The sequence below is a fragment of the Cedecea sp. FDAARGOS_727 genome (genome assembly GCF_012273235.1).
GTDB lineage: Bacteria > Pseudomonadota > Gammaproteobacteria > Enterobacterales > Enterobacteriaceae > Cedecea > Cedecea davisae.
The window spans coordinates 849,852-873,331 of the sequence record NZ_CP050966.1 but is presented as its reverse complement, the minus strand read 5'-3'; the positions used below and the strand labels follow the sequence as shown (position 1 = coordinate 873,331).

Annotated in this window: 20 protein-coding genes; 13 read left to right on the top strand and 7 right to left on the bottom strand. The window is 56.9% G+C overall.

Going from position 1 to position 23,480, the window contains the following annotated elements; genetic code table 11:
* Positions 1 to 34: 34 nt before the first annotated feature.
* The gene (locus FOC35_RS04275; RefSeq protein ID WP_172568247.1) at positions 35 to 799 is read right to left on the bottom strand and encodes a helix-turn-helix domain-containing protein; all 765 of its coding nucleotides are present in this window, start codon (positions 797 to 799) and stop codon (positions 35 to 37) included.
* Between the two features lie 210 nt (positions 800 to 1,009).
* Here FOC35_RS04275 and FOC35_RS04270 point away from each other — a divergent pair, with 210 nt between their 5' ends.
* The 7 genes from FOC35_RS04270 (at position 1,010) to FOC35_RS04240 (ending at position 9,105) form a co-directional block, all read left to right on the top strand.
* On the top strand, positions 1,010 to 3,112 hold the full coding sequence (locus tag FOC35_RS04270) for a TonB-dependent siderophore receptor (protein ID WP_254065388.1): 2,103 nt from the start codon (positions 1,010 to 1,012) through the stop codon (positions 3,110 to 3,112).
* Between the two features lie 4 nt (positions 3,113 to 3,116).
* The gene (locus tag FOC35_RS04265; RefSeq protein ID WP_172568245.1) at positions 3,117 to 3,977 is read left to right on the top strand and encodes an iron-siderophore ABC transporter substrate-binding protein; all 861 of its coding nucleotides are present in this window, start codon (positions 3,117 to 3,119) and stop codon (positions 3,975 to 3,977) included.
* Entirely contained in the window at positions 3,970 to 5,961 is a 1,992-nt protein-coding gene (gene fhuB / locus FOC35_RS04260; RefSeq protein ID WP_172568244.1) for a Fe(3+)-hydroxamate ABC transporter permease FhuB, read from the top strand. The genes FOC35_RS04265 and fhuB overlap by 8 nt, the downstream gene beginning before the upstream one ends.
* Before the next feature lie 39 nt (positions 5,962 to 6,000).
* A complete protein-coding gene (locus FOC35_RS04255; protein WP_172568243.1) occupies positions 6,001 to 7,620 on the top strand; it encodes a cyclic peptide export ABC transporter in 1,620 nt (539 codons plus the stop codon).
* 146 nt (positions 7,621 to 7,766) lie between these two features.
* Complete coding sequence (locus tag FOC35_RS04250; protein WP_172568242.1) at positions 7,767 to 8,246, top strand: Hcp family type VI secretion system effector; 480 nt, start codon at positions 7,767 to 7,769, stop codon at positions 8,244 to 8,246.
* A gap of 50 nt (positions 8,247 to 8,296) precedes the next feature.
* Positions 8,297 to 8,665, top strand: a complete 369-nt coding sequence (locus tag FOC35_RS04245; RefSeq protein ID WP_172568241.1) for a tlde1 domain-containing protein — start codon at positions 8,297 to 8,299, stop codon at positions 8,663 to 8,665.
* Positions 8,662 to 9,105, top strand: a complete 444-nt coding sequence (locus FOC35_RS04240; protein ID WP_172568240.1) for a Shiga toxin A subunit — start codon at positions 8,662 to 8,664, stop codon at positions 9,103 to 9,105. The genes FOC35_RS04245 and FOC35_RS04240 overlap by 4 nt, the downstream gene beginning before the upstream one ends.
* 42 nt (positions 9,106 to 9,147) lie before the next feature.
* Here the strand turns inward: FOC35_RS04240 and FOC35_RS04235 are convergent, their stop codons facing one another.
* Genes FOC35_RS04235 through FOC35_RS04215 form a run of 5 tightly spaced genes read right to left on the bottom strand, consistent with a single transcriptional unit; the run spans position 9,148 to position 14,755 of the window.
* Positions 9,148 to 10,113: an ABC transporter ATP-binding protein gene (locus tag FOC35_RS04235; RefSeq protein ID WP_172568239.1), complete on the bottom strand. Its 966-nt coding sequence runs from the start codon at positions 10,111 to 10,113 to the stop codon at positions 9,148 to 9,150.
* Positions 10,110 to 11,090 carry an ABC transporter ATP-binding protein gene (locus FOC35_RS04230; protein WP_172568238.1) on the bottom strand — a complete coding sequence of 327 codons (981 nt, stop codon included), beginning with the start codon at positions 11,088 to 11,090 and terminating at the stop codon, positions 10,110 to 10,112. Before FOC35_RS04230 ends, FOC35_RS04235 begins: the two co-directional genes overlap by 4 nt.
* Complete coding sequence (gene opp4C / locus FOC35_RS04225) at positions 11,087 to 12,034, bottom strand: oligopeptide ABC transporter permease (RefSeq protein ID WP_172568237.1); 948 nt, start codon at positions 12,032 to 12,034, stop codon at positions 11,087 to 11,089. The genes FOC35_RS04230 and opp4C overlap by 4 nt, the downstream gene beginning before the upstream one ends.
* Positions 12,034 to 12,993, bottom strand: a complete 960-nt coding sequence (locus FOC35_RS04220; RefSeq protein ID WP_172568236.1) for an ABC transporter permease — start codon at positions 12,991 to 12,993, stop codon at positions 12,034 to 12,036. Before FOC35_RS04220 ends, opp4C begins: the two co-directional genes overlap by 1 nt.
* 52 nt (positions 12,994 to 13,045) lie before the next feature.
* On the bottom strand, positions 13,046 to 14,755 hold the full coding sequence (locus tag FOC35_RS04215) for an ABC transporter substrate-binding protein (RefSeq protein ID WP_371810751.1): 1,710 nt from the start codon (positions 14,753 to 14,755) through the stop codon (positions 13,046 to 13,048).
* Positions 14,756 to 14,967: 212 nt separating this feature from the next.
* Between FOC35_RS04215 and pheP the strand changes: the two genes are divergently transcribed.
* The 4 genes from pheP (at position 14,968) to FOC35_RS04195 (ending at position 20,381) form a co-directional block, all read left to right on the top strand.
* Entirely contained in the window at positions 14,968 to 16,362 is a 1,395-nt protein-coding gene (gene pheP, locus FOC35_RS04210) for a phenylalanine transporter (protein WP_371810750.1), read from the top strand.
* A gap of 322 nt (positions 16,363 to 16,684) precedes the next feature.
* Positions 16,685 to 18,220, top strand: a complete 1,536-nt coding sequence (locus tag FOC35_RS04205; protein WP_172568234.1) for a PAS domain-containing methyl-accepting chemotaxis protein — start codon at positions 16,685 to 16,687, stop codon at positions 18,218 to 18,220.
* A gap of 103 nt (positions 18,221 to 18,323) precedes the next feature.
* Positions 18,324 to 19,226, top strand: a complete 903-nt coding sequence (locus FOC35_RS04200; protein WP_172568233.1) for an EamA family transporter — start codon at positions 18,324 to 18,326, stop codon at positions 19,224 to 19,226.
* Positions 19,227 to 19,358: 132 nt separating this feature from the next.
* Positions 19,359 to 20,381 (top strand): sensor domain-containing diguanylate cyclase, encoded by a 1,023-nt coding sequence (locus tag FOC35_RS04195; protein WP_016535117.1) that lies wholly within the window; start codon positions 19,359 to 19,361, stop codon positions 20,379 to 20,381.
* 23 nt (positions 20,382 to 20,404) lie between these two features.
* Here FOC35_RS04195 and ampH read toward each other — a convergent pair whose 3' ends face one another.
* The gene (gene ampH / locus FOC35_RS04190; RefSeq protein ID WP_172570320.1) at positions 20,405 to 21,535 is read right to left on the bottom strand and encodes a D-alanyl-D-alanine-carboxypeptidase/endopeptidase AmpH; all 1,131 of its coding nucleotides are present in this window, start codon (positions 21,533 to 21,535) and stop codon (positions 20,405 to 20,407) included.
* 427 nt (positions 21,536 to 21,962) lie between these two features.
* Between ampH and lpxP the strand changes: the two genes are divergently transcribed.
* Together lpxP and FOC35_RS04180 are read left to right on the top strand one after the other, a co-directional pair.
* Positions 21,963 to 22,889 (top strand): kdo(2)-lipid IV(A) palmitoleoyltransferase, encoded by a 927-nt coding sequence (lpxP, locus tag FOC35_RS04185; RefSeq protein ID WP_172568232.1) that lies wholly within the window; start codon positions 21,963 to 21,965, stop codon positions 22,887 to 22,889.
* A gap of 52 nt (positions 22,890 to 22,941) precedes the next feature.
* The gene (locus tag FOC35_RS04180; protein ID WP_039897962.1) at positions 22,942 to 23,466 is read left to right on the top strand and encodes an isochorismatase family protein; all 525 of its coding nucleotides are present in this window, start codon (positions 22,942 to 22,944) and stop codon (positions 23,464 to 23,466) included.
* The last annotated feature ends 14 nt before the right edge of the window (positions 23,467 to 23,480 follow it).

The following is a 23,480-nucleotide window of genomic DNA, read 5'->3' as shown; positions in this document are numbered from 1 at the left end:
TTATCGCCGATGGAACCGGATTGTAAAAGTCATCTCAGAGATAGCGGCCAATATACCTCTGGGGGGAAACCCCCAGCTTTTTCCTGAACATAGCGATAAACGCGCTGCTGCTGGCATAGCCGAGCGTGCTGGAGAGGTTGCTGATAGTGGTGCCGCGAGCCAGATGGCAAACCGCCTCTACCAGATGCATCTGCTGACGCCACTCGGTAAAGCTGAGCTGGGTTTCTTCCCGGAACAGTCGGGCGAGGGTGCGTTCGCTGGCGCCGACCTGCCTGCCCCACCAGGCGAGGGTTTCGCGTTGAGAGAGGTCGCTGCACAAGGCGTCACACAGCTGGCGAATGCGCCTGTCCTGGGGCAGGGTGATGTGGCACAGGGCGATATCCTGAAGCCGCAGGAGTTCGTTATGCAGCAGGTCGTGCAGCAGGCGGGCGCGCTGGGCATCGGCGGGTTTTTCTAAACCGGCAGCGGTCAATGACTGGAACAGGGGCGTAACCGCCAGGCTGCGGCAATGGAGGCCAAAGGCGGCAGAGGCGGCGGGCGTCATATACAGGTTGTGGGTCAGCACTTTTCCAATCGCTTCCAGCCCGTGAGGCAGGCGGCCAGGAAGCCAAAGCGCGTGGCCGGGGGCCACAACCCAGACGTTTTGCTCGCTGCGGATCTTCGCGACGCCGCTCACCGGGTAAATCAGCTGGCCTTGTTCATGGGCATGAAACGGTTCCCTGCTCCCTGCGCTATAATGCAGCTCTCGTACTTCCAGAAACGCTTCCTGCGGACTCTGCTGTGTGAATTGCTTTATCATCTGTTGCCTGCCATTCGTCCGATTCTCGCCATTTCATGGCGCAGTAGCGCGTTAAGACAATCTCTGTCTGCTTTGCGATATATCCTCACCGGCTTGCGCTATTCTGCCACCCGTGCTCTTCTCTTTTAAAGGTGAATAATTATCATTTCGATCCTCTTCTTATAACATGATACGGTCGATATGAAACAGGGCGGATGGTTAAACGGGAACATGCCTTTGAAGGCGTTAAGTTGTGCAGTCTTCGCGGCATGCGGAGGTTTCGCGCAGGCGGCAGATAAACCGGCTGCTCCTGAAAGCACGATGGTGGTAACGGCGGCCGCGCCTTCCTCCTCCGGGCAGGAAGATGAAACCAGCATTGTGGCGCATGAGGCAGAAGCGGGCACCAAATCCAGCTCGCTGATTAGCCGCACGCCGCAGAGCATTTCGGTTGTCACTCAGGCGCAAATTGCCGCGATGGCCGCGAAGAACGTGCCGGAAACCCTGCGCTATGTCGCCGGAGTCTCTTCAGAAAGCGCCGGGCCGGATACCCGCTTTGATACCATCACGGTGCGTGGCTTTGAGGCCGACGAATACCTCGATGGCCTGCGCCTGCCGCGCGAAGCCTGGTGGAGCCGCCCGGCCTGGGACCCGTTCTTGCTTTCCCGCATTGAAGTGGTGAAAGGGCCTGCCTCGGTGCTGTACGGCCAGGCCAACCCCGGCGGCGTAGTGAATCTGGTAAGCAAAACCCCGCAGGCACAGCCCGGCGGCCAGGTTTACGTCAGCGCCGGGAATAACAACCAGTTTGGCACCGGCTTTGACGTGACCGGCCCGCTGACAGACAGCAAAGCGTGGCTGGGGCGCGTGGCGGGCACCTTCTTTGACACCAGAACCCAGGTTGACCATACCCGTTACCAGCACTACGACATTGCGCCGTCTCTCACCTGGCAGCCAAACGACCGCACCACGCTGACGCTGCTGGCCCAACTGCGTAAAGATCCGGACTCTGGCTTCTACAACATGATGCCGATGAACGGCACGCTGGTGAACAACCCGAACGGCAAGATCGGCAGCAACTTCTACGGCGGCCAGCCCGGTTTTGATACCTACAGCCGCCAGCAGGGCAGCATCGGCTACCAGTTTCGCACCGAGCTGAACGATAATGTGACCCTGCGCCAGAACGTGCGCTACATCAGCAGCAGCGCGGACTACCGCATGGTTTACCCGTTTGGGACTTATGCGACCCGGCCGCTGGTGGATCGCTATTCCATGAATCTCACCGAGACCACGAGCAACTTCGCGGCGGATAACCAGGGCGAGTTCCGCTTAGATACCGGCCCGGTTTCGCACACCGCGCTGGTGGGCGTGGACGTGATGCACTCATCGGTGCGCAGCCGAGCGGGTTACGGCGACGCTTCACCGCTTAACTACCTCAACCCGGATTACAGCACCCCGGTTGAAGTCCCGGCGTTCACCAGCAGCAGCCACTCGACGATGGATCAAACGGGTCTCTATTTGCAGGATCGGATGGCGCTGGATAACTGGGTGATGAGCCTTGCCGGGCGCTACGATCATGCTAAAACCAAAGCGACCGATCTGCTGGCCGACAGCTACCAGAGCCGCAGCGATTATGCGACGACGGGCCGGGCGGGGCTGCTCTACCACTTTGATAACGGCATTGCGCCTTACATCAGCTACTCGACGTCATTCGTACCGAGCGCCGGAACTGACTTTTACGGCAACGGCTTTAAGCCGACCAAAGGCAAGCAGACCGAAGTGGGCCTGAAATACGATCCGGTTGGCATGGACGCGCTGTTTACGCTGGCGTTGTTCGATCTTCGCCAGACCAATGTGGCAACGGCCGATCCTAATCATGTTAACTACAGCGTGCAGACCGGCGAGATCCGCTCCCGCGGTATCGAGCTGGAAGGCAAGATCAACTTGACGCCAGCGTGGCAGATCCTCGGCTCTTATGCCCTGACCGATCCTGAAGTGCTCAAGGCCAACGACGGCACCGAAGGCAAACATCCAATGGGTATTTCCCGCAATACCGCGAAGCTCTGGAGCCAGTATGCCTTCAGCGGCCCGCTGGATGGTTTCTCGCTGGGCGGCGGCGTGCGCTACGTTGGCCCGAGCTATGCGACCAGCGATAACTCGCTCCAGGTCCCGGGGGCAACTGTTTATGACGCACGAGCTGCATGGCAGTACAGGCAGTGGCAAATCGCGCTTAACGCCGCCAACCTGACTAACAAAACCTACCTTGCCGCCTGCCAGAACAACGGCTGCGAATACGCGGTGAAACGCCAGTATGTGGCGACCCTGAGCTACCAGTGGTAAACGAATGCTTTCCCGCAGACGTTTACTGACTCTCGCGCTGGCCGCCCCCTTTATCGGGGCGGCTGGTGCCGTTCCCGGCGTGCCGCGGCGGATTGCGATGCTGGACTGGGGGCTGACGGAGCTTATCCTGGCGCTCGGCGTCACTCCGCAGGCTGTCTCCGCCCCGGACTGGTATCGCAAACTTATCGGCACGCCGGAGCTGCCCTCCAGCGTGGTGGACATCGGCCTGCTGTTCCAGCCGAATCTCGAAACGCTGTATGCCCTGAAACCCGACCTGATTGTGATAACGCCAGGCCACGGGTTGTTACAGCCCCAGCTCGAACAAATCGCCCCTACGTTAACGCTGCCAACCGGCACGCTGGCGGCCTGGAAAACCTCGCTGGCCCGGCTGGCTACGGTTCTGCACCGGGAAACCCAGGCCCAGGCCGTACTGGCTCTTTTTGAACAGGCTACCCGGCAGGCGAAGGAAGCGGCGGCGGGCTACACGCGGCCGCTGTTTCTGGCTACGCCGGTGGACGCTCTACATATAAAACTTTACGGCAAGGGAAGCCTGCCGGGAGACGTGCTGGCGGGCTGTGGCATCGCTAATGCCTGGCGCGGAGGCACCAATGCTCAGGGAGAGGCGCTGGTCGAGCTGACGCGCATCGGTACCGAAAACGCCGGGCTGATTTTACTTGCCGAAGACGGGCAGCAGCCGTTTATCCGCAGCTGGCAGCATTCATTGCTCTGGCAGCGTCTGCCGCTGACCGCCCAGCCGCAGGTTGCTCTCCTGGAGCAAAAATTCAGTTCGGGCGGCGCGCTGGTCACGGCGACTCGCCTTGCCGAAGCGCTGAGCCAGATTGTTACGGGGTGGCAGCATGGCTGAGTCCGGACGAGTGATAACCTCCTGGCTACTGATCGCCGGGCTATGGGCGGCAAGTCTTGCTCTGGCGCTGCAAAACGTGGCGCAGTTCGGCGGGCTTCAGCATGGCCTGGGCCTGTTGTTCAGCTCAAAAATGGTGGATGCCCATGCGGTTATCCTGCATTCAATGTGGTTCCCGCGTCAGGTGATGGCGTGGCTCGGCGGAGCGACGCTGGCGCTGTGCGGCTGGCTGATGCAGCGGGCGCTGCGTAACCCGCTGGCGGAGCCTATCACGCTGGGAATGACTTCCGGCGCAACCCTCGCGCTTGGCGTGGCCTCTATGTGGTTCCCTGCCAGCCTGCTCACGGCGCGTACCGGGGTGATAATCGCCGGGGAAGTTGCCGCTCTGCTACTGGTTCTGCTGCTCGCCTGGCGACAGCGCCTGTCGCCGCTGGTGACTATTCAGGCCGGGATGCTGATCAACCTGTGGTGCGGGTCGCTCACCATGATCATGGCGGTTATCAACGATCGTTTCCTGCTGTCGGTGCTGATGTGGGGCGGCGGCTCGCTGGCGCAGCCGGACTGGAGCGGCGTGGCGGCGATTGCGCCCTGGCTGGCGCTTTGTGCGCTTGCCCTGCTGCTGCTGTTGAGGCCGCTGGCGCTGCTCATGCTGCCGGAAGCGATGGTCAGCAGCCTGGGTGCGTCGCCGCTGCTGATCCGCTCGGCGGCGATGGCGCTGGCTTTAGTGATGAGCGCCTTGATCATCAACAGCGTTGGCGTCATCGGTTTTGTCGGGCTGGCTGCCCCTCATCTGGCGCGCCTTGGCGGGGCGCGAACCACGCGGCAGATGCTGTGCCAGTCGCTGCTGATTGGGGCCGGTCTGCTGTGGTTTACCGACCTTAGCGTTAGCCGCATCACGCTGCTGGACGGGCAGCTTCTGCCGGTGGGCATGCTGACGGCGTTAACCGGCGGCCCGCTGCTTATTCTGCTGGCTTCAAAAGCGCGGCATCAGATGCCGGAAACCGCACCTTCGGCTTATGAAGGTGAGCCGGGCGGCGTGCGTTTCCCGGCCGGGATGGCGTTTGGGCTACTGGCGGTTGCCGTGGTGCTGTCGCTGTTTCTTGGTCAGGGGCTGCATGGCTGGCACTGGACGACACTTATGGAGCAGCACGCGATATTACCTATGCGTCTGCCGCGCCTGCTGGCGGCATTGAGCGCCGGGGCGCTGCTGGCCGCTGCCGGAGTATTGATGCAGCGCGTGAGCGGCAACCCGCTTGCCAGCCCGGAGATCCTCGGCATCGGCGGTGGGGCGGCAATGGGCGTCACTGCGTTCCTACTGCTTTTCCCCGGCGGCGGCACCGGGCTGATGATTTTAAGCAGCGCAGCCGGGGCGCTGCTAAGCCTGCTGATTACGCTGTGGAGCAGCCGACGGGGAGCGTTCAATCCGCAGCGCGTGCTGCTTAACGGCCTGGCGTTGAACGCGCTGTTCCAGGCGGTGGCAAGCATCGTGATGCTCAACAACCAGCAGGCCAGCGCGATGCTGCTCCAGTTGATGACCGGCAGCACTTACTACGTCAATAACGGCATCGCCATCGGCGTGTTCTTCGCCATGTTGCTGCTGCTCGCTATTTCTCCGCTTTGTAAACGCTGGCTGCTGCTGTTGCCCCTTGGCCCGGTAAGCGGTTCGCTCGGCGTTAACGTCGGCAGGGCGCGGGTCAGCGTGCTGATTCTGGCGGCGCTGATGACCGGGCTTGCCACGCTGGTGGTGGGGCCGGTTTCCTTCGTGGGGCTGCTCGGGCCGCATCTGGCGCGTAAAGCCGGAGCAAAACGTCCAATGGCCCAGCTGTTCACCGCGGCGCTTATTTCGTCGCTGATTATGGTGCTGGCGGACTGGATGGGCCGCAACTTTCTTTATCCGCGTCAGCTGCCCGTTGGGCTGGTGGCGTCTCTGGTTGGCGTACCGCTGCTGGTATGGCCGCTTATTCGTAGCCGGGCGCATACACACTAACAATAGCGCCGGAAGAGTAATGTCGAAAAGGAATGAACAATGTCTCTGTTAATCATGCTGTTTCGCCTCGTGGGTGGATGGCTGGTGCTGGCCGCGCTCGCAAGCGTAGTCAGCGGGTTAAGCAACGCTTCGCTGCTGGCGGTCATCAACCACAGCCTGACGCTGCCGCCGGGCGGGTTGGCAAGCGAAGCGCTGAAATTTGTGCTGCTGGCGGCGCTGATGCTGGCAACCCGGGTGCTGGCGGAAACGCTCTTTATGTGGCTGGGGCAAAAAGTGAAGGCGACCCTGCGCAAAGACGTAGTCGATCACGTCAGCGAAACGGCGTGGTCGCAGCTCGAAAAAACCGGCATGTCGAAAGCGATTTCGATCCTCACCCAGGATCTCGATACTCTGGTGGTGTTTTTCGTCAGCCTGCCGGGGCTGTTGATCTACGGGGCGGCGATCGTCGGCTGCCTGATCTACCTCGGCACGCTGTCGTGGCAGGTTTTACTCCTTGCGCTGCTGGTGCTCGGGCTGGGCGCGGCGGGCTATCGTGCTGCTCACGGCAAGGCTTTGGGGCTGCTGCGTAGTTCGCGCCAGCGGGAAGACACGCTTATCGCCCAGTGTAAAAAGTTGTTCGACGGCGGGCGCGAGTTTCGCCTTAACCCGCCGCGCAGGCGTCATTTTGTTGAAGGACCGCTGAGCGAAAATATCGAAGCGGTGCGCATCGAACGCACACGCGGCTATGTATTTTATGGCCTGGCAAAAAGCTGGGGCAGCGTGCTGTTCTTCGCCTTTATCGGCGTGGTGCTGTATCTGCTGCGGGAATATCTGGCGTTGAGTTCGGCGGTAATGACCGGCTACGCCATGATATTCCTGTATATGATTGTGCCGGTTGAAGGTGTGCTTTCGGCGCTGCCGACGTTGACCAGCGCCCGAATTGCGCTCCAGCGCATTGCCCGGCTAAAAGCCGACCTGCCACAGGAAAAGCTGCTGCCGCTGGTCAACACGCCGGATTTCGACAGCCTTGAGCTGGCCGATATTCGTTATGAATATCAGGGCGAAGAGGGCGAGCGTTTTACTCTTGGCCCGCTCAGCCTTCGCTTTACTCGCGGTGAACTGGTGTTTTTGGTCGGCGGCAACGGCAGCGGGAAGACTACGCTGGCTAACCTGCTGGTGGGGCTTTATCCGCCGGACAGCGGCGAATTAAGACTTAACGGCCGGCCGGTGACGCCGGAAATGCGGGAGATCTATCGCCAGCATTTTGCCGTAGTGTTTAACGACTTCTTTCTCTTTGACGATGTGGACAATGTTCACGAACGCACGACGGAGCAGGTTGAAAAGCTGCTGCACTTGCTCAGGCTCGAGCATAAAGTGACCTTCCGCGACGGACGTTTCTCCACCACCGCGCTGTCACAGGGGCAGCGTAAACGGCTGGCGTTATTGCAGGCGTGGCTGGAAAACCGGCCTTTTTACCTGTTCGACGAGTGGGCGGCGGATCAGGATCCCGGTTTTAAAGAAGTGTTCTATAAAGTGCTGCTGCCCATGCTGAAGGCGGAAGGAAAAACCGTATTAGCCATCACCCACGACGATCGCTATTTCCCGCTGGCCGACCGATTAATTAAGCTGGAGACCGGGAAAGTAGTGGCGGACAGCGGATTAAATTCACAGGCTGAATAGATAACGTTACGGGTCAGGCGGCTGTATTAATGGCTGCTTAGATTTTAGGCCATAAATGTGATCCTGCCGGGTAGTGACAAAATCCAGGAAAGACTAATGTTCACCGGCAGTTTATTTTCTATCTTTATTGAAAAGGACATTTCAATATGGCAATTCCAGCGTACTTATGGCTTAAAGATGATGGTGGAGCAGATATTAAAGGTTCAGTAGATGTCCAAGAGCGGGAGGGAAGTGTTGAAGTCGTTAGTTTTTCTCATGGTTTGAATATCCCTACAGATAATCAAACCGGCAAAATTACGGGAACCCGAGTTCATAGCGCCCTTGAGATTGAAAAGGAATTTGATTCATTCAGCCCTTACCTTTACAAAGCGGTATCCAGCGGGCAGACATTACAATCGGCTGAAATTAAATGGTACAAAATCAACTATGCCGGGCAGGAAGAAGAATACTTCAATATGCTATTGGAAAATGTAAAGATTGTTGGTGTGAACCCCATTATGCATAACATTAAATCTGTTGAAAATATGAATCATCTGGAGTCGGTGAGTCTTCGTTATGAGAAAATCACGTGGAAGTATTGTGATGGTAATATTCAGCATAGTGATACATGGAAAGAGAAGTCTTAGATTATAAATGAATTAATATGTAACTGGTTTTCTTTTCAAGGAGCTGAAAAATGACCTGGCTATATGATGTAAAGAAAAAAAGCTTTTACAGAAATGGCGTTTTTATGTTCTATGCCTTATATGCAGGTGCCTCCGGGTACAAAAATGATAGTCAGTATGAATGTGTGGTAAATAAGGGGCCTTTACCCAGAGGTAAATATCGGATAACCGGTGCTCCTTTTACTCATGAAATCGCCGGAAGATTTACCCTCCGGCTTCATCCCTATGCCACAAATAATATGTGCGGTCGTGGCGGGTTTTTAATTCATGGCGACAGCATTGCGTACCCAGGAGAGGCTTCAAATGGCTGTATTGTGGCCGCTCCAGCTTACAGGCGAACAATATGGGAAAGTGGTGATAAAGAGGTGCTGGTGAGATGAAGTCTATATTGACCATTATCGCCGTCGCCGTTGTTATTGCCGGTAGCGCAGTTGCCGAAGTGAAAGATAATCCCTGTGTTGTTGCGCAGTCAGCTATAGGTATAAGCATGCTGGATGCTATGGATAAGGATATGAAAATAGATATCGGAACGATTCTCCACGATAAAACCAAAACAGAGCTCATAACGAATGAGACGGTTACATATCGGCTTGCTGAGCAATTTGCTGTTACAGATAAGAAGTTGGCTAATAATAAATGGCTGTCGCTAAAAGACTATCTGGACATTTTCTCAGAGAATAACGCCCGTAATTTAATCATCAAATTTACTTTCGAAAACAAACGCAGTCAGCACGATATCTTCCTTGCCTCGGCTCTGGTCAATGATAATGAATGTTCCGTTAGATTTAATGGATATATTATTGTTAAACGTGAGTTTTAATGATTCGCAATGCAGCCTGGATCCCAGGCTGCATTAACTCCCTTAAACCAAATGGCAGGCCACGCGGTGGGCGTCACCTATTTCACGCAGGGCTGGGGCTTCCTGGCGGCAGCGCTCGGTCACCCGCGGGCAGCGGGAGGAGAAGCGGCAGCCCGGAGGCGGGCGTGACGGGTCGGGGATTTCGCCGCTTATGGCTTCAACCGGCTCGCTGTCCGGGTCGAGGGTTGGCACGGCGGCCAGCAATGCCTGGGTGTACGGATGCAGCGGCTGGCTGAACAGCACGTCGCGGCTGGCGGTTTCTACCAGTTGGCCCAGGTACATTACCGCTACGTCGTCGCACAGGTGTTCTACTACGCCAAGATCATGAGAAATAAACAGGAAGGTGACGCCGCGTTCGTCACGCAGATCGGAGAACAGGTTGATTATTTGCGCCTGAATCGACACGTCCAGCGCCGAGATAGGCTCATCCGCAATAATAAAATCGGGGTTAAGTATCAGGGCGCGGGCGATGCCGATACGCTGGCGCTGGCCGCCGGAAAACTCATGCGGAAAGCGGTTGTAGTGCTGCGGCGGCAGCCCGCAAATTTTCATCACTTCCAGAACCTTGTCCCGCAGTTCGGCGCGGGCGCAAAGCTTGTGCTCCAGCATAGCTTCGCCAATAGCGTCCCCTACGCGGATGCGCGGGTTCAGCGAGCTATACGGGTCCTGGAAAACCAGCTGGATTTTGGGGCGAAGGGCGCGGGCTTCTTTGGCACTCAGTTCACTCAGCTCTTTGCCGCGATATTTCACGCTGCCGTCGGTTTTATCGTACAGGCCGAGCAGGGTGCGCCCGACGGTGGTTTTCCCGCTGCCGGACTCGCCAACCAGGCCAAAGATGGTGCCAGGCCGGATGTTAAAGCTTACGCCGTCCACCGCACGCAGTTCGCCGGTTTGCTGGCCGAACAGGCCATCGCGTAGCTCAAAGTGCTTCTTGAGTCCTTCTACTTCAATAAGATACTGACTGTTCAAGATGCGGACTCCGCTAATTCACTGTAAAAACAGGCGGCCTGTCTGTGCTGGCCGATAAGCGCCGGAACGCCCTGACGGCAGCGCTCGGTGGCACGCTCGCAGCGATCGGTAAACGCGCAATAAGGCGGAAGCTCTGCCAGATCGGGAACCTGGCCGGGGATCGAATAAAGCCTGCGGCGACGCTCGCCGGGGATCGGGCGGGAGGCGATCAGCCCTTTGGTATAAGGGTGCATCGGGTTGCGCAGCACTTCGGCGGTTGGCCCTTGTTCGACGATACGCCCGGCGTACATCACCACAACGTGCTCCGCCATCTGCGCGATGACGCCGAGATCGTGGGTGATCAGCATCAGCGCCATATGGTGCTGGCGCGCCCGATCGCGCAGCAGCCGCAGGATCTGCGCCTGCACCGTTACGTCCAGCGCGGTCGTTGGCTCATCGGCGATCAGCAGCTTTGGCCTACAGCTGAGCGCCATAGCGATCATTATGCGTTGCAGCATGCCGCCGGAAAGCTGGTGCGGGTAGCTGGTCATCAGGCTTTCGGCTCGCGCCAGCCCTACGTCGGTAATCATCTGCGTGGCCTGCTGCCAGGCCGTTTTTGGCGTTTCGCCCCGGTGGCGGATCAGCGGTTCGCAAAGCTGTTCACCTATGGTTAATACCGGGTTCAGGGCGGTCATTGGCTCCTGGAAAATCATCGCCAGTTCGTTGCCGCGCAGGTCGGCCATTTGCGAAGCTTTAAGCCCCAGCAGATTTTTCCCCTGAAACAGGATCTCTCCCCCGTCGATGCGCGCCGCCTGGGGCGGGAGCAGCCCCATCAGCGACATAGCGGTGACGCTTTTGCCGCAGCCGGACTCGCCCACCACGCCGACGGTTTGCCCGGCATGAACGGTAAATGAGACATCCTGTACCGCACGTACGCGGCCTTGTTCGGAGGCAAATGAAAGAGATAGCTGGTTAAACTGGATCAGCGCTTCGCTCATTTCGCACCTCGCTTCATTTTCGGATCCAGCGCGTCGCGCAGGCCGTCGCCCAGCACGTTAATCGCAATCACGGTAATAAAAATAGCGATACCCGGCGGCATCCACAGCCAAGGGCGACGCTGGAAATCGATCAGGCTGTTGGCCGTGTCCATCATGTTGCCCCAGGAAGGCGTCGGCGGGACGACCCCGAGGCCCAGATAACTTAGCGCCGACTCCATCAAAATGGCGTTAGCCACGGCCATGGTCGCCATCACCACCAGAATCGGAATGGTGTTAGGCAGCAGGTGACCAAAGAGGCGGCGGCGAGCGGAAAGCCCCAGCACTCGGGTTGCCAGCATAAAATCGCGCTCGCGCAGCGAGAGGATCTGCCCGCGCACCAGGCGAGCCAGCTTCGGCCATTCCAGCAGGCTGAGCATGATAACCACCATATAAATGCGCGAGTCAGGGGAGAAGTCGAGTTCGGAAAGCATCGCCCCGGCCACAATCAGCAGCGGCAGGCTGGGGATGGTCATGACCAGGTCGGCAAGGCGCATGATTATCTTATCGGTCCAGCCGCCAGCGTAGCCGGAGACCGCGCCCAGCAGATAGCCGAGGGTGACGGACAGCAGCATGGTCAGCAGGCCGATGATCAGCGAAATACGCCCGGCCAGCAGCAGGCGGGTGTAGACATCCCGGCCGAGAAAGTCGGTGCCGAGCCAGTGCACCGCGCCCGGCGCTTTGTTGATCATCAGGGCATCGGTAGCATCGTCCTTCCACGGCGAGCAGATTGGCCCTAGGGCGCACCACACCGCCATCACAATCAACAGGCCAAGGCAAAACATCGCCAGACGGTTGCGCTTTAACGTCCGCCAGGCCTGGCGCCACGGCGACGGCGTAACCTGAGCCAGCGCCGGGAGTTCTGCTTTGCGCAGGCGGCGGTTGGTTGAAAACAATGAACTTAACATTACGCCCTCACGCGGATGCGCGGGTCGGCCCACGCATAAAGTATGTCGGCAATCAGGTTGCCGAGAATGGTCAGCACCGCCAGAAACAGGGTGAAGCCCATCAGCACCGGGTAGTCGCGTGCGGCCAGCGAGTCGATATGAATGTGGCCTGCGCCCGGCCAGTTAAAGACCTTCTCGGTAATGATTGCCCCGGAAAAAAGCCCCGGTAGCTCAAAGCCCAGCAGGGTGATTATCGGCAGCAGCGCATTACGCATAGCGTGCTTGAGGATAACGGTGCGCTCGCGCAGTCCTTTGGCGCGCGCGGTGCGAATAAAGTCCATTTTCACTACGTCCAGCATGCTGGCGCGGAAATAGCGCGTCAGGCTTCCGGCCTGTAGCATCACCAGCGCCAGCACCGGGAGCACCAGGTGGGCGGCGACCTGTAAGACGTAGGCCCAGCCGCTGTCGTCGCTGCCGGTATTGGTCATGCCGCCAACCGGCAGCCAGTGAAGATCCACCGCAAACCACTTGATCAGCAGCAGGCAGAGGAAAAAGGTCGGGAAGGACATAGCGGCAAACACCACCACGCTGACCAGGTGGTCAAACAGTGAGTTGGGCTTCATTGCCGAGATAATCCCGACGGTGAGGCCGATGCCCCAGTAAAATACCAGCGCGATGAAGGCCAGCAGGAAAGAGTTCCAGATGTACTGGTTCAGCAGCTGGCTCACCGGAATTTGGTATTGCAGCGAAAAGCCCAGGTCGCCTTTCAGCAGCTGGCCGAGCCACTGGAAATAGCGGCTAAACAGCGGCTGGTCGAGGCCATAAATCGCCTTCAGCTCGGCGGCGCGCGCGGCGGTAAGGGTAATATTGCCGTCAATAAAGTCGCCGGGCGTTTTGGCAAATAGCATGAAGATAAGAAACGAGGCGAGCAACAGCATCGGCAGGGTTTGCAGCAGGCGGCGCAGGATAAAATTTTTCATTACGTTCTCGCTGCCGCCGCCCGGATAACAGGCGGCGGCAAGGGTTACTACGTTACTTAACGATTTTCACATCCGGCAGGCTGCCGGTCAGGCCGTTGTAGATATCAGGCTTAAAGCCGGTCACGCGGGCGCTGCTGGCGGAGAGAATTTTGCGGTTGCCGAGCAGGATCGTCGGCGGATCTTCGGCCAGCACTTTATACAGCTGGTGATAGATAACTTTGCGCTTCTCTTCGTCGAGGGTGGCGTTGCCTTCGTTGATGAGCTTGTCCACCTGCGGGTTGTTGTAGCCCGAGACTTTGGCTTCGGTGCTGTAGTAATCCCACACGCCGTCGTGCGGATCGTTGAGCGTGCTGGTGCTGAACGAAGCCAGGTCGTAGTTGCCCGCTTTGCGCTGCGCCATCAGGGCGTTGAAGTCCACCACCTGCGGCTTGAGCAGCACGCCAATCTGCTGCCAGTTTTCTTTGGCGATAGGGATCAGCGCATCGTTCAGCACTTTTTTGCTGACCAACAGCGACAGCTCAAGACGCTTGCCGTCCTTCACGCGGATGCCGTCCGGGCCTGGCTTCCAGCCTGCTTCATCCAGCAGTTTTTTGGCCTGAGCCGGATCGTATTTATACGGATTCACGCCTTCCGGGTTATAGGCCCAGGAGATAGGCGAGATAGGCTCGTTGGCAACCGTGCCGTAGCCCTGGTACACCACGTCGATAAGCTTCTGGCGATCCAGGCCGTAGATCAGCGCCTGGCGCACTTTTACGTCCTGAAGGGCCGGGCGGCGCACGTTGAATTCAACCTTGCTGTAGTCGCTGGAGCCGTAAAGGTTGATATTGGCGAAGCCGAGCAGTTTCAGCTGTTCGATATCGTCCGGGCGTGAAGTAAAGGCGTCGTAATCCGTTTCGCCGGTCTGGAACAGCTGGAAGTTGGTAGACGGGTTGGTCACGCGATAAATAAAGCGCGGGGTTGGCGGCGTGCCGCGGTAGAAATGAGTATTGGCGTGGAAACGAATTTCCTGGCCTGGAATGTATTTTTCGTACACGTAAGGGCCGTTGCCCAGCGGTTGGCCGTGCAGGGTGCGCAGGTAATCGAGATTGCCGCGCTGGTAGCCTTTGCCGTAATACGCTTTCGACAGCACCGGGCCGCCAATCTTGCCGAGCGTGGTTGCGCCAGGCTGAGTTGTGGTGACCTCGAGCGTTAACGGGTCTATGACCTTCAGGCCGCTTACGCTGTCGGCTTTACCGGCTTTGTATTCCGTGCCACCCGCAATATTGGCCAGCGTAATGTCGGTATCGCCATCATATTTCGGGTCGTACAGCACGGTCAGGGTGAAGGCGACGTCTTCTGCGGTCAGCGGGGAACCGTCGCTAAAGGTCAGGTCCGGGCGCAGTTTGATGGTATAAACTTTGCCGTCCGGGCTGACCGTCCAGCTTTTTGCCAGCCCCGGAACGAGGTTGCCGTGGCTGTCCCAGTCGATCAGGCGCGAGAAAATAACGTTGGTGACGTTTTCGTCCCAGCCGTTAACAAAGAAGTAGGGGTTAAAGATGCCCTGCGGCTCGGAAATCCCGGCCACCACGGTGTCTTTACGCAGTTTTGCGGCGTTTGGAACCTGGCTTGCGTCGGTCGCGGGCGTGATACCTTCTTTTAAGGTTTCATCGGCAAAGGCCGCGCCGGAGAAAGCCACCACGCTGCTTATCAATACTGCCTGTAAAGCAAGGGTAAAGCGCGTGGGTTTTGTTTTTAATACGTTTAGTAACCTGGCCAAAGGCATTCCCTCAATATTTTTCGCTGGATAATTTACAAATCATGACGAAAGATAAAAGCCGGGATCCTGCCTGTCTAACAACGAAATGCTATGGCTTATAGCTTTTGGTTCCTTGTCTCCTGCTTTACGCCGCGGCGCAAGTTGCGATGCCCTTTCTTGCCACTGCCAGCTTCAAGTGTTAAAAGGTGCCCCTTTGATAAAAGACACAGGAGTAGGACGTGAAAAACACGTCAATCGCGTCTGAGGTACAGAGCCAGGACGCAGGGCCGGAGGATGGCCAGCAATTAAAGCGGGGTTTACAGAACCGCCATATTCAGCTGATTGCGCTGGGCGGCGCCATCGGCACCGGGCTGTTTCTTGGCATTGGCCCGGCTATTCAAATGGCAGGCCCCGCCGTTCTTCTGGGCTACGGTGTCGCGGGAATTATTGCTTTCCTGATTATGCGCCAGCTGGGTGAGATGGTGGTTGAAGAGCCGGTATCCGGTTCATTTTCCCATTTTGCCTATAAATACTGGGGCCCGTTCGCCGGGTTCCTGTCCGGCTGGAACTACTGGGTGATGTTTGTGCTGGTGGGTATGGCGGAGCTGACCGCCGGCGGCATCTATATGCAGTACTGGTTCCCGGACGTGCCGACCTGGACATGGGTTGCGCTGTTCTTTGTGGTGATTAACGCCGCGAACCTGGTGAACGTTCGCCTGTACGGCGAGATGGAGTTCTGGTTTGCCTTAATTAAGGTGCTGGCGATTGTCGGCATGATTGGGTTTGGCATCTGGCTACTGGTTTCCGGCCACGGCGGCGAACGAGCCAGCATCGAGAACCTTTGGCAGCACGGTGGGTTCCTGGCTACCGGCTGGCACGGGCTGATTTTGTCGCTGGCGGTGATTATGTTCTCCTTCGGCGGTCTGGAGCTTATCGGCATTACCGCCGCAGAAGCCAGCTCGCCGCAAACCACGATTCCGAAGGCGGTTAACCAGGTGGTTTATCGCATTCTGCTGTTCTATATCGGTTCGCTGGTGGTGCTGCTGTCGCTCTACCCGTGGCTGGAAATTAAGTCCAACAGCAGCCCGTTTGTGATGATCTTCCACGAGCTGAACAGCAATGTTGTGGCTTCGGCGCTTAACTTCGTCATTCTGGTGGCTTCGCTGTCGGTTTATAACAGCGGGGTTTATTCCAACAGCCGCATGCTGTTTGGCCTGTCTATCCAGCGCAATGCGCCGCAGTTCCTGGCGAAGGTTAGCCGTGGCGGGGTGCCGGTGAATTCGCTGCTGCTGTCCGGCGGAATAACCTCTCTGGTGGTGCTGCTTAACTATTTGTTGCCGCACGATGCCTTCAGCGTGCTGATGGCGCTGGTGGTAGCGACGCTGCTGCTGAACTGGATAATGATCTCGCTGGCGCACCTTAAGTTCCGCTGCGCGATGCGCCGTAAAGGGCGCGAGACGCGCTTTAAGGCGCTGCTGTATCCGTTCGGTAACTATCTGTGCATCGCCTTTATGATGATGATCCTGGGCCTGATGTGCACCATCAACGAGATGCGCGTTTCTGCGCTGCTGCTGCCGGTGTGGATTGTGTTCCTGTTTGCTGCCTTTAAGCTGCTGCGCCGCAAGGTAGCTTAACTGCCGCTTATTACGCCACCGGTATTTTTCTGAATACCGGTGGCGTGATTAAAATGAAATTTAAAAGCATATTTAATTTGGCTTTAGGAAATATATTCTTTTTGTTATAACAAAATAAACTACAGCGTATTTACAAATAACCGATTAATAAATGACAAGTTTGTCGCTATTTATGGGTTTATAAAATAGTCCTTTCCTATTTCGGTGATTGAGCAGAATATATCGCCGCACACTGCAGGCCTTGCGCCATCTAATAACAACATCGCATACCTTTTGCCACGCCGGCTGGCACTCTTTCTTTATTTTACAGCTCGGGATTTATATGAGACTCAACAACCCTGTTACGCAGCAGGAGCATCTTCTCAGGGAAGGAGAGGCTTTGATGTCGACGACCGATATTCACAGCCATATTACTTATGCCAATTCCGCATTTATTAAGGCCTGCGGATTTGACGAACAGCAGTTAATCGGCGAAGCGCACAATATTATTCGCCACCCGGACATGCCGCCGGAAGCCTTTGGAGATATGTGGGCTACGCTCCAGCAGGGAGACAGCTGGACGGGAATGGTAAAAAATCGCCGTCATAATGGTGACCATTACTGGGTTCGCGCCAACGTGACCCCGGTTTACCACGACGATAAACTTACCGGCTATATTTCGGTGCGCACGGTGCCGGGCCGGGAAGAGGTGGAAGCCAGCGAAGCGCTTTATCGGGCGGTAAGGGAAAAACGCGCCGGGCACCTGCGGTTTTACAAAGGGCTGGTCCTCCGTCGCGGCTGGAAGAGCGTGCTGTCGCTGTTTCAGCATCTTTCTCTGTCTAAAAGAGTGGGTGGGGCGCTGGTGCTGGCGGGGCTGCTTGCCGCTGCGATGCCGCTGATGCATTTGAGTCATGTTGCGCAGGCGCTGTTGGCTGCGGTTTTGTTTGCCGCATTGGCCGCCTTTTTACAGCAGCAGGTCATCAGGCCGGTAAAAACTATCGTCCGGCAGATGCAGAAGGTGGTTTCGGGGCAAAAAACCGGGCTTATCCAGTTCAACCGGGTGGATGAGATAGGCCTGATGATGCGCCTGGTGAATCAGTCGGGGCTGAATCTGCGTTCGCTGGTCGATGATGTTGGCGCTCAGGTCGGCGGCATCGGGGAGATAAGCCAGAATCTGGCAACCAGCAGCCGGGCGATGAGCGAGCGAACCGACGAAACTTATGCCCATCTCCAGCAAACGGCGGCGGCCATCGAAGAAATCTCCGGCGCGGTGGAGCAAACGGCGGACTCGGCGGCGCAAACGTCGCAAATGGCCGACCAGGCCAGCAAGAGCGCGCTGGAGGGCGAGCAGATGATGAAGCACACGCTGACGATGATGGAGTCGATGGCCGAGGCCAGCGAGCATATTGTCGAAATAATCAGCGTTATCGACAGAATCGCTTTTCAAACCAATATTCTGGCGCTTAATGCGGCGGTAGAGGCGGCGCGGGCGGGCGTATCCGGGCGCGGTTTTGCGGTGGTTGCCGCCGAAGTGCGCAACCTGGCGCAGCATTCAGCCTCTGCGGCAAAAGAGATCAAAACGCTTATCGACCGCAACGCTATTAGCGTCAGTTCAGGCGTGAGCGTGGTGAAAAATGCCGAAAGGCATATCAGCGAGATGGCGGAAGAAATCGTCCGAATGGCGAGCCTGATAAGGGAAATCGGCGACGCAACCCGGGAGCAAACCAGCGCGCTCGGGCTGATTAATAGCTCGGTGGAACGCATCAGCACCATGACCCAGAACAATGCTGACATGGTGGTTCAGGCGGGGGCGGTGGTGGAAAATCTTAACCAACGCACGCGGCGTTTAACCAGCGCTATCAACGTTTACGGTAGTTAATCCTGCTATGCCGGACCTCGCAGGTGGTGATGTCCGGCATCCAATCCTTTGCCATTTACGCTATCATGCTGCCCTGAAATGAAGCGGGCAAAAGGGCAGGGTAATGAGCGTTAGTCGGAAAGGGATGCTGTTTGTATTGTTTGCGGCGGTACTGTGGGGCAGTTCTGGCGTGTGCGCCCAGTACATTATGGAACAGAGCCATATCTCCTCTGAGTCGCTGACCATGCTGCGGCTGCTGTTTTCCGGGCTGATCCTGCTGATGCTGTCGTTTATGCACGGCGACAAAATTTTTGCGGTATTTAAGCAGCGCGAAGACTTCATCTCCCTGCTTATCTTCACCCTTTGCGGTGCGCTGACTGTGCAGTTGACCTTCCTGCTGACCATCGAGCAGTCCAACGCTGCGACCGCAACGGTGCTGCAATTCCTTTCGCCGACGATTATCGTAGCCTGGTTTGCGCTGGTGCGTAAAAAACGTTCCGGGAAGCTGGTGTTTGCCGCTATCGGCACCTCGCTGCTCGGCACTTTTATGCTGGTAACGCACGGTAACCCGGCGTCGTTGACCATTTCCGGCAGCGCTTTGTTCTGGGGCATTGCCTCGGCATTTGCCGCCGCGTTTTATACTACTTATCCCTCGAAGCTTATCGCACGTTACGGCACGTTGCCCGTCGTGGGCTGGAGCATGCTGCTCGGCGGCGCGATGCTGCTGCCGTTTTATGCCAGCCAGATTGGCAGCTTTAGCGCTACCGGCGGCACGCTGCTGGCCTTCTTCTACCTGGTGGTGGTCGGTACGGCGATAACCTTCAGCCTTTATCTTACCGGGGCGCAAATGATCGGCGGGCCAAAGGCCAGCATTCTTAGCTGCGCCGAGCCTCTGAGCAGCGCGCTGCTGTCTGTACTGCTGCTCGGCATCAGCTTTACCCTGCCGGACTGGATGGGATCGTTGCTGATTATTTCTTCGGTAATTCTTATCTCGTTGGATTCACGCGGAAAGCTACATTCCAGCTAATTGTTCACCTTTTGCAAGGTTTAATTCTGTCCAGAAATATCATATTTTGGGGGGCAGAAGTTGCCGTCCTGGTATGGTAAAAAGTGCGCTTCCTGCGCAAAGCCCCCCCCCGATATAAGGTATTTCAGTGTGATGATTGATAATCTAATTGAGCGTATTTCAACCGCTTTAGAAGCCGACTACACACTGGAAGGCCTGGTCAGACAGCTGCTGGAAATGCTCGAGCTGGTGACCAATATGGAGTCCACCTATCTCACCCGTATCGACCCCGAAGGCAGCCAGCAGCACATCGTCTTTTCCCGTAATACTAAAACGATGAATATCCCAGAAGGGCTGGCCGTGCCGTGGGAAGACACGCTTTGCAAACGCGCGCTGGATGAAGGGCGGCGCTACACCTGCGACGTAGCCAGCGTCTGGGGGGATTCCGAGGCGGCGAAAGCGTTAGGCATCGTGACTTATGTCAGCACGCCGGTGACCCTGGCCGATGGCTCTCTCTATGGGACGCTGTGTGCGGCAAGTTCCGAAAAGCGCATTCTTACGGATCACAGCGAGCAGGTATTGCAGCTGTTTTCCCAGCTTATTGCTCAGCAGATCCAGAATGAGCAACTGATGAAAAAACTTCAGTTAGCCAATGCCGCCCTGACCACCGCCAGCTATACCGACGAGCTTACCGGGTTGCCTAACCGCCGCGCGGTTTTTGACCAACTTCCCCGCCTGTTCTCCCGCGCTAAAGATGATTCTTGTTACGTGCTGGTGGCTTTTGCCGACCTCGACGGCTTCAAGCAGATTAACGATATGCACGGTCATGAAACCGGGGATGATTTTCTCCGCGCCATCGGCAACCGGCTGAAAGAGGGCGTGCGCGCTGATGAAGTGCTGGGGCGCGTTGGTGGCGATGAGTTTATCGTGGCGGGAGCGGGGCCTGCGGAATACGCTGAAGCCCAGCGTGCTGCTGCTGCTTTCCGCCTGAGGCTGGCCGAATTGCTTAGCGGGGAATACCAGCTTAAATCTTGCGTTATCGACTACGCCGGGCCGAGTATTGGCGCTATCGCCATTAACCCGGCGATAATCACGCCGGACGGCGCATTGCGTGAAGCGGATACTCTGATGTATATCGACAAGAAACGCCGTAAAAACGGCGCGGCGGTGAGCTAAACCTCAACGCCGCGTGAGGGTGTTTACGAGGCGGGAGTGACCTGAGGCGTATTGCCGCTCAGCTCGGTCACTAAATCATTCACGCCGTCGCTCATATTGACAAAACGGGTCAGCGGCGAGCGCGTAACCACCACAAAGACGCCAACGTTGTTTTGCGGCACCATCGCCATATAGGTAATGAATCCGCCGCCGCCGCCGGTTTTCTGAATAATGCCCGGCCTGCCGTCTTTAGGCGACATCCACACCCAGCCCATGCCCAGCGCGTCGGCTTTGCCCGGCACGTCCATACCAATCACTTTATGCAGCTGGCTGCGCTGATAAATCAGGGTCTGCATTCTGTCCGCCTGATTATTGCGGCGATGGAAGTCGGAAGAGAGGAACTGCTGCATCCAGCGCATCATGTCGCCCGGCGTAGAGTAAACGCCGCCGCTGCCGACTGCCGCCAGCGTATTATCGCAAGGGCTGGCGCCCTTTTCGGCGATCATCAGGCGCTTGCACTGATCGGGTGAGGGGGTAAAGGTGGTGTCTTTCATGCCCAGCGGGCGGGCGATTTGCTCGTCAAACAGGTCTGCGTAAGGTTTGCCCGTGGCTCGCGAAAGCGCATCCGCCAACAGGTCGAACGCCAGGTTTGAGTAAGCGGCAACCGTGCCGGGCGCGGCTTTAAGCGTGGCCTGGGACAGCCAGTTCCAGCGCTGATCGCGGGTAGGCCAGGTAAACACGGTGCGGTGTGCGGCACCGCCGGGCTGTTCGCGCGGCAGCGAGCTGGTATGGGTTGCCAGGTTGACGAGCGTAATAGGCTGGCCGTTAAACGTTGGTACGCGTGCTCCCGGCGGGGCATATTTGCTTAGCGGATCGTTTAGCTGCACTTTGCCCTGGTCGAGCATTTTCACCAGCATTTCGCTGGTCATCAGTTTGGTCAGCGAGGCGATGCGGATAACCGAATCAAGCTGCGGGCGCACGTTGTTGCCGGGGCGTGTGTCGCCGAAGCTGCGGAAGACGCGCTGGTTGCCGTCAATCACCACGATTGCCATGCCGGTGGCGCCGCTGCCGTAATAGATATGATTGGCATAGCGATCGACAACATCGGCGGCAAATTCCGGAGCAGGCGAAGGCTGCGCAAAACTAAGCGTTGGCAGCAGAGCGGCAGCCAGCATAAGAAGACGAGGGAGACGAGTTTTCAACGCAGAAATCCAGTTCAAAAAATAAAGCGGTATAGCAGGTATTTATACTAGTCTGCGCGCTTATGCAAAGCGTCAATTAGGGGATTCGCTAATGAAAAGCGTAACCGTGCGTTACATCACCAGCAGGCTGCATAAAAGTTTATCAGGTGACGTTTAATGACACACTTTTTGTTTTTTTATTAACCAGTCAAGGGCGTATAACTCATCAGGGGTAACGAATGCTCTGAAAATGACAATTTTGCTACGCTGTCGTGGCAAAAAGTGCGTATTATCCGCCGAGTTATTTGCTGCTGCGCTGCAACTATTTTCCGTCCGCAGCATCTTAGTTATGGCCTCAGGCGTACCGCTACTGATTGAGTTCTTTATGCGATACACGATCCCTCCGCATAAAGAAGTAAATATGAAAAGCAAACCTTTATTTTACAAGTGCTTACTGCACCCTCGCTACTGGCTGACCTGGTTTGGTCTTGGCATTCTGTGGCTGTGGGTTCAGCTTCCCTATCCGCTACTGATGAAAATGGGCGATTTAATCGGCCGTTTCTCTATGCGTTTCCTCAAGCGCCGCGTCACCATCGCGCGCCAGAATCTTAAGCTCTGTTTCCCGCATTACAGCGAAGCGCAGGTCGAAATTATCGTGCGCAAAAACTTCGGCTCTCTGGGGATGGGGCTGATTGAAACCGGCATGGCCTGGTTCTGGTCAGACGCCAGAGTGCGTAAATGGTTTGAAGTGCGCGGTCTCGAACATATCACCGCCGCCTGCGAAAAAGGCAAAGGCGTGATGGTTATCGGCGTGCATTTTATGTCGCTGGAGCTGGGTGGCCGCGTGATGGGGCTTTGCCGCCCGATGATGGCGATGTACCGCCCGCACAATAATAAAGCGATGGAGTACGTGCAGACCCGCGGGCGCTCACGCTCGAATAAAGCCATGCTGGATCGCCGCAATCTCAAAGGCATGGTGAAAGCGCTCAAGTCCGGCGAAGCGGTGTGGTTTGCTCCAGACCAGGATTACGGCCCGAAAGGCAGCTCTTTTGCGCCATTCTTTGCCGTTCAGCAGGCCGCCACCACCAACGGGACTTTCACCATTGCCCGCCTGGCGAAACCGGCTATTTTGACCACGGTGCTGATTCGTAAAGCCAGCGGGACCGGCTACCAGCTGGTGATTGAGCCTGAGTTTTGTGACTACCCGGCGGAAGATGAGCAGGCGGCTGCTGCTTATATGAACCGCAAAATTGAGCACGAAATTATGCGCGCCCCGGAGCAGTATCTGTGGCTGCATCGCCGCTTTAAGACCCGTCCTTTCGGCCACGCCGGTCTCTACACGATTTAATCTTCTGGCAGGTGTGCTACGCTTTTTTCTTCTTATCTGAAGGAGAGTTAGCATGCCTGCATCACGTGTTGTCATGGTTATTGATATGCAAAACGGCGTATTTGAATTCCCGCGCCGGGAGCGTGAGCGTACCGTTGCCAAAATTAACCAACTTATCGACGCCGCAGAGCAGGTCATTTTTATCCAGCATACCGAAGCCGGGCTGGAGGTGGGCAGCGAAGCCTACGACATCCTTCCTGAATTACATCGTCCCGCAGGGGCGCATTACGTGACCAAAACCGCCTGCGATGCCTTCTACCGCACCGGGCTTGCCGGGCTTTTAGAGCAACAGGATATTAATGAGCTGGTGGTCTGCGGCTGCGCGACGGATTACTGCGTGGATACCACGATTAAAAACGGCGTCAGCCGGGGCTATGCGATTACGGTAGCCGGAGATGCGCACACCACGGCAGACCGCGCCTCCGTTAGCGCTGAGACGCTGATTCGCCACCACAATGAAGTGTGGGCCAACCTTTCGATTCCGGGAAATACTCTGCTGGTGAAAGAGACGGCGGAGATAATCGACGGCTGGCGATAAATTCTGTAAGCCGC